The following is a 13,128-nucleotide window of genomic DNA, read 5'->3' as shown; positions in this document are numbered from 1 at the left end:
TAGAATTCTAAGCCCTATGGCTTGAAGCCCTTCTCTAGCAGACATCATTTTGCTCAGGTTCAGTCAAGGCCCTGCCAGGGCATTTTGGTCGAAAAAATTTTATTATATTTCATTCTCCTACTTGACGAAGGCACACCAATTGGATAGCGGGCCATTTTTATACACAGTTTTCATCAGAAATGGTTAAATTTTTATATAAAAAGGCCGCCTCTCCAATGTAAAGGCGGCCACCGCAACTGCGAACTGATAACTAATAACTGATAACTATTTCCCCTGAAGTTCTTAAAGTAATGATTTCTATTTTTGTACACCCTCAATTTTTTATATATGGGCCTGCGGCCCACACATAGAGACTTAAATCGAATAGACCACAAATGACAAAATAAAAAGGCCAGTCAGACATTCATCTGATTGGTCTTTCTTTTATCGAATGCAAATGAGAATACAGCTCAGCAGGGCCAGGGGCCCGTGCGCAGAGCGCACTTTATAAAATTGGTTTCCCGCAGGGGAACCATATCCTTCCCGACAGTCCCGACAACCCCGATATTCCCGTTACCCCCGATTCAAAAGTAAACCGGTCAGGATGGTTGCAGGGGCAACCAGGGAAATTATTTCATCTTCGCTGCAGCCCAGTCAGCCTTGAAACGGGCGATTCCATTGTCGGTCAGCGGATGTTTCATGGCACCCATGAGGACCTGGAAAGGAACGGTAGCAATATCAGCTCCGGCCAGGGCGCACTGGGTGATGTGCTGAGGTTTGCGGATGGAAGCGGCGATGATTTTTGTTTCAATGCCGTGAAGTTCAAACATTTCAGAAATGGTCTGAATCAGTTCCACTCCGTCCCAGCCGATATCATCGATACGGCCTACGAAAGGACTGACATAGGTGGCACCGGCCCGGGCAGCGAGGAGTGCCTGATTGGCAGAAAATACGAGGGTCACATTGGTACGGATGCCCAGTTTTGAAAGCTGTTTGACAGCCTTCATGCCTTCCGGAGTCATGGGGATTTTGACAACTACATGGGGATCCAGTCCGGAAAGGACTTTGCCTTCTTCCACCATACCTCTGGCATCATCAGACAAAACTTCGGCGGAAACAGGGCCATCCACAATGGAGGCGATTTCTTTAATGGTTGCATGGAAATCCTTCCCTTCTTTCGCAATGAGGGACGGATTGGTGGTTACACCGGAAATAAAGCCCATATCATTGGCTTTGCGGATCGCTTCTACATCAGCGGTATCAATAAATAATTCCATTTTCTTTACTCCTTTTCTAATTGATAGACAAATACATTTTTGCACCGGAGACGATTTCTGTCAATGGTTTTTTCGTATGAAGTTTATGGGAGTATATGAAAACTATGAATTCAATTCAGGTGAGCTGACTTTTGTTTCGGGAATCTCTGGATTCTCGGGAGTATCGGGAAACTCGGGAAGTTGGCGGCCTGATGGCCGCCAATTTTATATGGGAACAGTGCACAGGCGAGGTGAAAAAGCCTTAATATAAGTAACCAGGCAAGGTGAAGTTGAAAGGGAAATGGAAAACATGATGACAGGAAAACTGTACGTTGTGGAATAGTCAATAGGTCCGAAGAATGATTACCGGAGAAAAAAGTATGGCTGGAAGCTATACGTTGGGATTAATAGGTAAGTATGCCATGTTTTGCTGGCCCCATATATATTTGTGCCGCACCAGCGGCACACCTTCCCGATAGTCCCGATAATCCCGCCCCCCCGATAGCCCCGATTCAAAAGCTGCCAATCCTTTAGTTTCCTTCTATTCATAGGCCATTGTCTCCCTATTCCTCTATATATCTTACGAAATAATAACAATTTCCCGTATATGTCTATATTCCAATGCATGAATCATCCTGTTTATTGATTATTGATAGCCTGCAGTGTATAATTAGTGTAAAGTAATTATCAATCTTTATTCAAAGAAAGTTCAGGGGATTCCTATGAAACTGACACTCCTCGCTTTGAGCTATTTCCAGAAAACGGCTGAACTCCAGCACCTGACCCGTGCGGCCGAAGCCCTTCATATTTCCCAGCCTTCCCTTTCCCATACCATCAAAGTGCTGGAAACGGAACTGGGGGTGCCCCTTTTTTCCAGAAGCGGCAGAAATATCGTTCTCACCAAGTACGGTGAAATCCTGCTGCGCCATACGAACCGCATTATGCAGGAACTTCATGGCGCCCAGAAGGAACTGGCAGACACGAAGGAAGCCCAGAAACTGACGGTCACCATTTCCCTTTTCGCCGCTTCCATGATCATTCCGTCCTTCCTCACCCGTTTCCGTCAGGAACATCCGGATATCCGCTTTGAAATCCTCCAGCAGCATTCGAAGCCCGGCCAGGGCGGACAGAACCATGTGGACCTTTTCCTGTCCTCCTCTATCAATCCGATCGAGAATGACCATTCCGTGACCCTTCTGAAGGAAGATATCATGCTGGCCATGCCGGATACGGATCCCCATGCCAGGGAATCGTCGGTCAATCTGGATGAATTTGAGAAAGCCGGATTTATTTCCCTGGAAGCCGGCGCCAGCCTTCGGACCATTACCGATTTTTACTGCCGTATGGCAGGGTTTGTCCCTCATGTAGTCCTGGAAAGCGACAGCCCCATGACAGTCCGCGAATTTATCCGGGCAGGCCTGGGCGTATCTTTCGCACCCCGCATTACCTGGCATGGCGTAGGCGGAGATCATGTGGCCCTGGTCCCCATCGCTTCCCCCAGCTGCCAGCGATACATTTCCCTCTCCTGGAAGAAAGGCGAAAAACTGTCTCCCCCGGCAGAACTTCTGAAGAAATATATCATCGATAACTTCTCCGATTTTGCCAGAGAATACGCAGGCCTCCCGCCGGAACGGTGATTGTTTGGGAAACCGGATGGAAATAAAGGGCCGGAAGGCCACAGGTCAAAAAGTTATCATTTCTCAATTCGCAGTTATCAGTCAAGGAAAGCCCGCATCAGATCAGAAGCGGGCTTTTTGATATATTTTCCATTAGAAATAGTCATGGATACCCATATAAAAAGCGGCGCTTTTCATTGCTGCGCCGCCCCTTCACTGAGAACTGATAACTGAAAACTTTTTTAAAATCCGGCTATTTCTTTTTATTGTCATCCTCATCTTCGTACAGGGGATTCACCAGCCGTATAATCCATTTTTCCCCGCCTGTAAACTTGCTGTTATACCGGCGGGCCGTATCTTCATACCTTTTAGAGAGGTCTTTCACCGCTTCCTCCAGGGTCGTCAGCGTTTTGATGGCCGTTTCTGACCGGAGATCTTCTCCGCACACCGGGCAGAGGGGCGGATGGACGAATTTTGTATTCACTCTGGACTTGCAGTGGGGGCAGGTGAGGAAATCCACCTGAAATTTCTTTGCCCCCTCTTCTTTGCATTTCTCCAGCCTTTCTTCTTTTTCATGAAGCCGTTTTTCCAGTTTTTCCATCTGTGGAGAAGGAGGAATGCCGATTTTATATTTCACCGCATAGGAATTGGGAATGGTCAGGAGGTACTCGACGGCCTGGGTCTTCGTATTGCAGACTTTTTCCTTGAAGAAAAGTCCTTTGAATACTTTATTTGCTTCCCTCTTGCCGAAGCCTTCGGAGAGCATGGATTCTTTCATGGTGTCTTTCATATACTGGGATGGCTTCGTCAGGTCGAATTCCCAGAATTTTTCTTTCCAGGCCTTTGCGGCGGCCATTTCGCCTGCGGAGAGCCCGGAAGGGACTGATTTTTCCGGTATTTCCACGGACCCATTTTTTATCTGCGGCGCAGAGGCCGGTTTGGCGGTCTTTTTCAAAGTTTTTCCGGCAGCGGATTTTGCCTTTCTCTTTGCTTCCGGTGATGATTTTCCCCTGCCTTTCTTTTCGGGCGGAGTTTCCGGAGGCATGGCAAAAAGAGCCGGTTCCTCTTCTTTGGGAGCCTTTCCCTTTCCGCCCCTTTTGCGGGTTGTTTTTATTTCCTTCTTTTCAGCGGCTCCCGTCTTCTCCCTGGAATCGGCTTTTTTCTTTCTGCCTGTTTTCCCGGCTGCAGAAATTCCCTTTTCTTCCCTGTCGAAGGAAAAGAGATTTCCCTCTTCCAAATCAGATTTTCTGGCCATGACCTGCTCCTTTGCTCTATATTCCTCTCGATTATACCTTATGGGACAGTCATTATAAAGAGTGGTGAAAGATGAGAAATCAACACCCCTGCATTCTCTATCTGTAGAAATCCGGTTTCCGCCCCATCCCCATACACGGGCAGCCTGCAGGTCCGGGCTGTTACAAAGGGGCCCGTCATCATCCATCATGGGAAATTGATTTCATGAATCGGAAATCTTCCGCTAAAAATGCCGCCCTTCAGGGGAGCGGCACTTCTATTTCCACAAACAGCTGATGGCTGACTTCTCAGCTGATCTCATTCCATGACCACGATCGCGTTTTTCCCCGATTTCTTGGCCCGGTAAAGGGCATTGTCCAGGCGGCGGTAGAAGGAATCGGTATGTTCACTCCCCGTGGATTCGGCGATACCAAGGCTGACAGAGAGTGCTTCCCCATCACAGCGGGAAATCCGGTTCAGCACGGAAGAACGGATCCATTCTGCTGTTTTCAGGGCTTCCTCTCTTCCTGAATCCGGCAGGAGCGCCACAAATTCATCGCCGCCCCAGCGGCCGGCCATGCCATTTTCCGGCATTTTTTCCTTCAGAATCCCCGCCAGTTCTTTCAGCACCCGGTCCCCTTCATCATGGCCAAAGGTATCATTGATTTTTTTGAAATCATCCAGATCCACCATGATGGCACAGAAATTGATCTCTCCGGACCTGTTTTTTCTCATCAGCCGATGAAGCTCCTTTTCCATGATTTCCCGGTTGAAAAGGTCTGTCAGGCCATCGTGGGAAGCCATATAGGAAAGGCGGGCGTTTGCTTCTGCCAGTTCCCCATTCAGTTTTTCCAGTTTTTCATTGGCTTCTTCCAGTTTCCTGTTCGTTTCTTCCAGTTCTGAGGAAGATACAGTGACAAAGGAAGCCAGTCTCTGGATGGTGGTCACTTTATCGCTGCCAAAGACGATGTTTTTCGTTTCCGCCCCATAAGCAGCCGGCCTTTCAGGCCCGTTTTTTTCACGGAATGCGGCAGCCACCAGGGTCATATTGAGACCGCTTGTTTTTCCATCCCGGCGGCTGATTTCCCCATGACAGTAACCGCCCGACGCAGGAGCAATGGCTTCATAGGGCGCCAGAATCCGGTCGGAATCTTCCTTGAGGAAAATTCGTCGGGTAATGCAGGAAAAAATCAGGATCCCTTCCGCCCCGAAATCGGCGATTTTTCTCGTACTCTCCTGGCAGCGGCGGATGATTTCATTGGGATCCCCATAGGCCAGGCGGCATTTTTCCCCTTCAAACACGTTTCCTCCCATCACAAGGGCTCCATCAGGGCGGCAGCCGTCGGGAAGTCTGGCCACCATATGGTCATCCCTGATCAGGATCAGGGGAAATGAAAGCACATCTCTTCCGAAGGAAGAAGTATTCTTTATATTCAGGTATTTTGCATAGATTTCTGCTACCGGCCGGTGATCCAGTTCTTTGAGGATGGTATCGCCTTCCATGGCAGTTACGGTCATATACCGCCCCAGAGGCTGCCAGCCCAGATTCATATGGACATCGATGGTCACATCTCCTGCAAAAGTCAGGCAGACAATGGCATTCGTCAGCACTTTTTCTCCTGCAAAAATATAAGCTGTGCTCCCGGGCGTGTAAGAATCGGCAGCGCCTCCAAAGACAGCCACGGAAGGAGAAAGCCTGTCCAGCACATCAAAGAAGCCGACCATTCTGGAAATTTCAATGGAAATCAGGATTTCCACTCCCGCAAGGTTTCTGATTTTCTGAAAATCCGCCAGCGCCTTTTCTGCCGCATCTTTTATGGAAAGACTGTTCATATCATATACGAAAAGTTTCATTTCCGTATTTTTGAAGAGAAGGAAAGAAAGCACCGAATTCCCCAGCACCCGGTGACCACCCATGATGCCCCCGGAATTGTTCATGCCGGAAACAGGGACGCCGGGAAAAGCGCAGGAAAGTTGCTTCAGATCCGAAGCAATGATTGCCGGGTCATTCCCTGCATGAAAAAACATGATGAAAAGGTTTCCATCTTCCCTCTTCATCCTTTCCTTCATCTCAGCCACAGCCTTTTTCAGACTGTCCGGTCCTTTCAGTTCATAATTGTACTGTTTCAATGAGATCCTCCCTGCAAAGATTCTGCCTGCAGGCATCCTGAGAGGAAATGCCTTCGCCCTCTCTACTCAATCATAAATCAGATTGGGGTCTGCTATTTATACATTTTATAATACCATGATTTTTATCTTAAATAAACAGTACGATATATAAATAACAGAATTCTTAACTCATGAAAGGCCCGTCAATTCCATGAATCTATTTTGCGGTCAATCGGAATTTCTATTTCCTGTCTTCTTTCACTCTGCCGAAAGCGGAAAAGAAGGCGGCGGCGAAGCTGTTATTCTCAGTAATCGTGAACATACTCTGCCGCAGAATCAAATGACCCTGTTTCCCGTCCCATCCGCATACTCATTGAAAGCCTGTTTCCCACAATAAAAACCCGCTTCCTCATGGGAAACGGGTTTTTTAATACTGAGGCTAACGTCTGATAACGAACGGCTGCATTACCAGTTTCTGAACTTAGCCGGAGGATTGTAGAGTCCGCCGGACCAGTCTACAAGGTCTTTCATATTCTTTGCTGCGAGGAGTTCACGGGTTGCATTGGCAGGATTGATGCCCAGGTCTTCCGGCAGTTTGACGATGCCTTCTTTGCGGAGTCTCTTTGTCACTTCCGGATCTTCCTGACGGCCAACTTCGGTCTTGCCTGCTACGGCGCGGATAGCATCCATTCTTTCCTGCATATCATGGCACTTATGGAGATAAGCGATACCCACTTCGGAAACGATATGGGTGAGATCGTCGGAGTAAATCATGATCGGTTCGAGATCCAGGTTTGCATTCTTCTTCAAAGCGACTGCATCGAGCTGATCTACGAAGCCCGGGAAACCTTTGGCAGAAACGGTGGTAATAAGCTGGACAACCAGTTTTTTGCCGCGGTTTGCATCGCCCATGAGTTCAAAACGGTTTGCCACTTCGGAGCCGGCTTTTGCCCAGGCCTCTGATACATGACGGCGGCCTTTTGCATCGCAGCCCATATTCGGAGCGCCGCCGAAACCGGCTACATTGTTCTTTGTAGCGGTGGAAGAGTTGCCGAATTTATCGATCTGCATGGTGGAACCGATGAACATATCTGCTGCATAATGGCCGGCTGCCTGGCAGTATGCGCGGTTGGAACGCATGGTACCGTCCGGTCCGATAGCGAAAATGTCCGGTCTTGCCTTGATGTATTCTTCCATACCTACTTCGGAGCCGAAGGAGTATACAGCCTGTACCCAGCCGGTTTCGATGGCCGGAATCAGGGTCGGATGCGGATTCAGTACCCAATGGGTGCAGATTTTGCCCTTGAGGCCCAGGGATTCGCCGAAAGTCGGGAGGAGCAGTTCTACAGCGGCCGTATCAAAACCTACGCCATGGTTCAAAACTTTGACGCCATATTCCGCATAAATACCTTTGATCGCCATCATGGCTTTCATGACGCGTTCATTGCCGATTTTTGCAGGATCTCTGGTAAAGAGCGGATTCAGCAGGTAAGGCTGCGGAGCTTCTACTACAAAATCGACCCAGTCGGAAGGAATATCCACACGGGAAACTTTATCTACAATCTTGTTGACCTGGAAAATCACGATGCCCTGATTAAATTTGGTTGCTTCCACGATAGCCGGGGTATCTTCGGTGGAGAAACCGGTATAGATATTTCCATCCTTATCGGCTGCATCTGCGCAGACGAGGGAAACTCTCGGTACCAGGTCCATGAAATAACGGGAATACATTTCCAGGTACGTATGAATAGCGCCCAGTTCGATAGAGCCGTCCTGGACCATGACAGCCAGACGTTTCCCCTGGCTTCCTGCGTAAGCGAAGTCCAGTTTCTTTGCGATACCCTTTTCAAAGACATCGAGATGTTCCGGAATGGAAAGGGTGGACTGGATCATGTGGAGGTCATGAACCTTTGCGGGATCCACTTTGCACAGTTCCTTTGCCAGGAAATCTGCCTGTTTCTGGTTATCCCCTTCAATATTGACCATATCGCCCGGGCGGAGGATGGCTTCCAGCAGTTTTACGGTATTGGAAGCATCGACGATTTTTCCGTCTGCATAAGGTTTAGCTGCAGCAATTCTTGCTGCCGTATCGTCGCCTCTGGTATGCCAGTTTTTGTTGCACGGTTTGATTTCTAACATTTCTTGGTTCCTTTCTGTTTTAGAAATATAGGGAAATATAGTCAGGTTCTCTTTTCTTTACTTGCGTACTTATTATACAGAAAAATTTCTCTCATGTCATTGAAAAATTCACCAAAATGCAGATATATGAGGCCATCATGCGCCGCCCTCCGGGGGGAGAGAAACTCCGGCAGGTACGGGAAGGGAATTGTGACCTGCCGGAATGGTTTTCAGAAAATCATCTGGGTCAGGAAATAGAAGACAGAGGGGAAAAGGAGGCATCCCAGACCCGTATAAAAAGTTGCGGTCATAGCTGCATAAGGAACCAGTTTCGGATTGACTGCCGCCATCCCTGCTGCAGTTCCTGATGTAGTTCCCATAATTCCGCCAAAAGCCATGGCAGACTGGGGATTGTTGATATGAAGGGGTTTTGCCACAAAGGGAGTAACAACCATAACTAAAACAGATTTTACAACTCCTGCTGCAATGGAAATGGCAATCACTTCAGAAGATGCGCCCAAAGCTGCTCCGGTTACAGGTCCTACTACGAAAGTGGCAACTCCGCCTCCGATCGTAACCAAATCTACGGCAGAAGTATAGCCCAATGGATAAGCCACTGCAATCCCTGCTACAAGGCAGGTGAATTCACCAATCAGGAGGGAAGCGACTCCGCGGAAACCGATTTTCTTCACTTCCCGAAGATCGGCGCCGAAAGCGGTAGAAACGATGGCGAAATCTCTGAACATGGCTCCGCCCACAAGTCCCATTCCTGCGAAAAGGGGAACGTCTGCAATCCCTTTATTTCCTCCGGTAATTTCACCGCCGATATAAGCCAGGACGAGACCGGCAAAAATGGCGATGGCAGAACCGTGGATACGGCCTTTTGTGAGGCCTGCCAGTTTATAAGATACGAACATGACGATGCCAAGAAGCATGAAGGAGAAAATCATTCCATTTTTGGCGAAAAGTTTGGTAATCATTGCTGCGATATCCATTGTATTTTCCTCCTGTAATTATTTCTGGTCTTTCGCCAGGTCCGCTTCGGAAACTTTTTCATCGCTCCGTTTGCCGACAAGTACCGGAATCAGCAGGAATCCGATGGCTACGGCTAAAATTCCGCCAAGGATGGCTACGAGGCCTCCGGAAAGGGCTGCGGCTACATTCTGGATGGAACTCATAGCTACTACGATGGGAATATACATGGCACTCCAGAATTTAATGCCCTGTTCTTCCGGGGCTTTCATATAGCCTTTCTGAATAGCCCAGGTGGAAATAATGATGAGGAGCAGCATGGCAAAACCGACACCGCCGATATTGGCCTGGACTCCCAGGACTTTGCCAAGCACATCACCGATAAAATTGCCAACCATGTAACAGCCGGCGAGCAATGCTACACCGTAAATAATCATTTCATACCCTTCCTTTCCTGAAGAACCTCTCTCACCGATTCTTCAACCCGGCCCCGCAGGCCTTTTTAGATTTCTCTAATATAAGTATAGCAGAAATGGGGCTAAATTAAAATTATATTAGTTAAGATGCAGGAAATCGGCGGTAAGATGCATCTTGGAATCATTTAGTTGAAATTATATAGATTATATGCTATGATATTTGCCTTTTATTATAAGTTATTAGTTATCAGTCCACAATTCTCAGAAGGTTCATTCCCGCGGGAGAACTGTTTATGATTAATGGTCAACAGCTGCATTGTGCCCGGTCGGACGATGGGACTTTCAGCCTATGCAGCTTATCTCATACAGCTTCATTTCCTTATAGTTGGAAATTCCTCTCAAACCGGCGGCCGGCAGCTGACACCATTCCCCATTAACTTTCTTAAATCCTGCTTTTTCCTGTCCTGTCAATCTGTATAGTTCCCACGCCTGTCCTCTTTTCCTTTCTTCCCTGAAATCGTTTATAATAGAGTTGAAAATATTTCTTCCTGTCTTTTCTTCGAAGGGAGGCCCGCCATGTACAACAATTCCTGGATGATCGGGGCCCAGTATGTTTGGTTCGGGATTTCCATTTTCCTGATCCTCCTGCTCCTCGTATGCCGGACGGCTATTGTCCGCGAAGCCATTACGGCGAAAACGATTACCCAAAAACAAATCATTCTTTTTACGGTGATTTTTTCCCTCCTCACCATCGTAGGGACGTACTGGAATATGTATGTCGGCATCAGCGGTGTCCTGAATTTCCGTGCTGTCGGCATTATTCTGTCCGGTTTCGTAGGTGGTCCGATTGTCGGAACGATTACCGGAATTATCGGCGGGATTCACCGCGCTTTCTTTATTGATACCGATTTTGCCTATATTCACGGGGGCCTTTCCATCCTTCAGGGCGTGGCAGCCGGTTTCCTTTCTTCCCGGCTGAAAGAGCATCATCACCAGCTCTGGCGCTGGGCCCTTCTCTATTCCCTCATTCTGGAAATCCTTTTCTGGGTCTTCTTTGCTTTCTTCACCTATCCGGCATCCATCGAAAACCCCGACAATTACCTGGGCCTTTCCACGATTATCATCCTCCTCTGTTCCGCAGCCGTAGGGATTTTCTACCTGGTCATCGATTTCTTCAACCGTCAGAGAGATACGGAAAAAACAGAAACCACGAAGACTACCTTCAATGCGGTTTACACCCTTTTCAATACCCTTCATGACGGCTTCAATGAAGCCAATTTCTCCAAAGCCGCGGATCTCATGGTTTCCTCCCTTCCCAGCCTCATCTGGGCCGCCATTGTTTACAATGGGGAAATCTATACGAAAACCCATTACCAGACCGATGCGGACAAGACACAGGGAGAAGCGGAAATCGCCATCCTGAAACTGCAGAAGACACTCCCCGACATGCCTCACCTCATGAAACTCCCCATCCGGTACAAAGATGAAAATATCGGCTACATTATCGCCTCCAAGACGAAGGGCGAAACCTTCACGAAACTGGGCATCGAATTCCTTCACGGCATCGGTCAGGTGCTGGAAGCCATTTATGAATATGAAAAAATGAAAGAAGAGGAAAACCTCCTGGCAGAAGCGGAAATCCGGGCACTCCAGGCCCAGATCAATCCCCATTTCCTCTACAACACATTAAATACCATTTCCTACTACGTGCGGAGCGACCCGGATACGGCGCGAAAACTCATTCAGTACCTGTCCGACTATTTCCGGCACAGCCTGAACAATCCGTCGAAACTCATTCCCCTTTCCGAGGAAATACACGTCATCGAATGCTACACGGAACTCCAGCGGGCCCGGTTTGGCGACCGTCTCCTTATTTCCTATGAATTCCCTGAAGGCAAAATGGATACCATCCTGGTACCGCCCCTCCTGCTGCAGCCTTTGGTAGAAAATGCGGTCATTCATGGCGTCTTCAAACGGCCGGAAGGCGGAAAAATCCGGGTAGGCCTCATCGAACATCCGAAATACAACAAACTCTACGTCCTCGATACAGGCGTGGGCATATCCCCGGCAAAGAGGAAAAAACTCCTCATCGATCACAAACGGCGGGACCATATCGGACTCATCAATGTACATCAGCGTCTCCTTTCCCTCTTTGGGAAATCGGCAGGCCTTCACATCGTGAGCCGCGAAGGAAAAGGCACCCTCGTCTTTGCGAATATCCCGAAAATGGAGCCCGAAAAGAAAGTGGAAGAATCCCCGGAAGATACCATTTCCCAGACCATCGTCCTGCATCCCTCAGTCAAAGAATAAGGAGGAAATCCCATGGAAGAAATACGAATCCTCGTAGCCGACGACGAACTCCCGGCAAGAGGCGAATTGAAATATGAACTTTCCTCCATCCCCGGCGTCAAAATCGTGGGAGAATGCGGAAACGGACGGGAAGTCCTTGCCTTCCTCAAAGCCCATCCCCATGTGGATATGCTTTTCCTCGATATCGAAATGCCCATCATGAACGGCCTCGAATGTGCCAAAGAAATCCAAAAAATGGGGCTCCCCATAAAAATCGTCTTTGCCACAGGCTACAGCCAGTTTGCCCTCCAGGCCTTCGAACTGGAAGCTTTCGACTACATCCTGAAACCCTACAACGAAGCCAGAATGAGACGGGCCGTGGAAAGGCTCCAGGCAAGCCTCGATATCCGCCAGACTGCCAGCGTACCGGGCGAAGTCACCTACGATGACCAGAAAATTTCCATCCAGACAAAAGACAAGACCCTGCGCATCAATCCGGCCAAAGAAATCGTCCTCGTTTCCACAGAAAAAACAGACCGCACCCTTTTCTATACAACAAGCGGCATCGTGGAATCCAGAATGCTTTTAAGAGACGTGGAAAAACTCCTCACCCCCCTGGGCTTCTTCCGCACCCATAAAGGCTATATCGTGAACCTTGCCATGATCCACGAAATCCAGCCCCAGGATAATGGAACCCTTCTCCTCACCATGACAAGATACGATAAACAGAAAATCCCCGTATCCCGGCACTATATCAAACCCTTCAAAGAAGTGCTGCACATTTAGTAGTCCGACTTGGGAAATATATAAGATGAAGCACGGAAAGTTAGCAGTTAGCAGTTAGCAGTTAGCAGTTAGCTGTTAGCAGTTAGCAGTTAGTCGTGGAAGTGGCGGGCATCAAAATATGAGAGCCCGCCAGTTTTTATCCCTCCCCCTCAGTCTGACGCAGCCAGCTCCCCCCAGGGGGAGCCTGACCAATCGGTGGCTTTGCCGCATCTTCAGGGTCACCCCGAAACTAATCCCGATTGCCCCGGGATACCCGATTCAAAAGCCCTCGTAGATCACAGCTTCCCTATGAAAAAGACAGCCTTTTCCCCAAATAGCAAACTTTAATAAAATTCTAATGATACAAATCGCGAT

General features: G+C 48.4%; 9 protein-coding genes. 3 read left to right on the top strand and 6 right to left on the bottom strand.

Features of this window, described 5'->3' with window-relative positions; all coding sequences use genetic code 11:
* Positions 1–608: 608 nt before the first annotated feature.
* Positions 609–1,256: a fructose-6-phosphate aldolase gene (fsa, locus tag VZT47_RS07165; RefSeq protein ID WP_330224287.1), complete on the bottom strand. Its 648-nt coding sequence runs from the start codon at positions 1,254–1,256 to the stop codon at positions 609–611.
* A 701-nt stretch (positions 1,257–1,957) separates the two neighbouring features.
* Here fsa and VZT47_RS07160 point away from each other — a divergent pair.
* On the top strand, positions 1,958–2,872 hold the full coding sequence (locus VZT47_RS07160; RefSeq protein WP_330224286.1) for a LysR family transcriptional regulator: 915 nt from the start codon (positions 1,958–1,960) through the stop codon (positions 2,870–2,872).
* Between the two features lie 232 nt (positions 2,873–3,104).
* Here the strand turns inward: VZT47_RS07160 and VZT47_RS07155 are convergent, their stop codons facing one another.
* The 5 genes from VZT47_RS07155 to madL form a co-directional block, all read right to left on the bottom strand.
* Positions 3,105–4,106, bottom strand: coding sequence for a hypothetical protein (locus VZT47_RS07155; RefSeq protein ID WP_330224285.1), 1,002 nt, complete (start codon positions 4,104–4,106; stop codon positions 3,105–3,107).
* A 296-nt stretch (positions 4,107–4,402) separates the two neighbouring features.
* On the bottom strand, positions 4,403–6,214 hold the full coding sequence (locus VZT47_RS07150; RefSeq protein WP_330224284.1) for a sensor domain-containing diguanylate cyclase: 1,812 nt from the start codon (positions 6,212–6,214) through the stop codon (positions 4,403–4,405).
* Positions 6,215–6,658: 444 nt separating this feature from the next.
* Positions 6,659–8,332, bottom strand: coding sequence for a malonate decarboxylase subunit alpha (mdcA, locus tag VZT47_RS07145; RefSeq protein ID WP_330224283.1), 1,674 nt, complete (start codon positions 8,330–8,332; stop codon positions 6,659–6,661).
* Between the two features lie 209 nt (positions 8,333–8,541).
* Positions 8,542–9,306, bottom strand: coding sequence for a malonate transporter subunit MadM (gene madM / locus VZT47_RS07140; RefSeq protein WP_330224282.1), 765 nt, complete (start codon positions 9,304–9,306; stop codon positions 8,542–8,544).
* A gap of 18 nt (positions 9,307–9,324) precedes the next feature.
* The gene (gene madL / locus VZT47_RS07135; RefSeq protein WP_330224281.1) at positions 9,325–9,720 is read right to left on the bottom strand and encodes a malonate transporter subunit MadL; all 396 of its coding nucleotides are present in this window, start codon (positions 9,718–9,720) and stop codon (positions 9,325–9,327) included.
* 555 nt (positions 9,721–10,275) lie between these two features.
* On the opposite strand from madL, the gene VZT47_RS07130 reads away from it, so the two are divergent.
* Both VZT47_RS07130 and VZT47_RS07125 read left to right on the top strand, forming a co-directional pair.
* Positions 10,276–12,009 (top strand): histidine kinase, encoded by a 1,734-nt coding sequence (locus VZT47_RS07130; protein ID WP_330224280.1) that lies wholly within the window; start codon positions 10,276–10,278, stop codon positions 12,007–12,009.
* A gap of 12 nt (positions 12,010–12,021) precedes the next feature.
* Positions 12,022–12,774, top strand: coding sequence for a LytR/AlgR family response regulator transcription factor (locus VZT47_RS07125; protein ID WP_330224279.1), 753 nt, complete (start codon positions 12,022–12,024; stop codon positions 12,772–12,774).
* Positions 12,775–13,128: the final 354 nt, after the last annotated feature.

The sequence above is a fragment of the Dialister sp. genome, from assembly GCF_036343215.1.
Taxonomy (GTDB): Bacteria; Bacillota; Negativicutes; order Veillonellales; family Dialisteraceae; genus Dialister.
The sequence above is the reverse complement of the archived record's forward strand: the minus strand, read 5'-3'. Positions and strand labels throughout refer to the sequence as shown.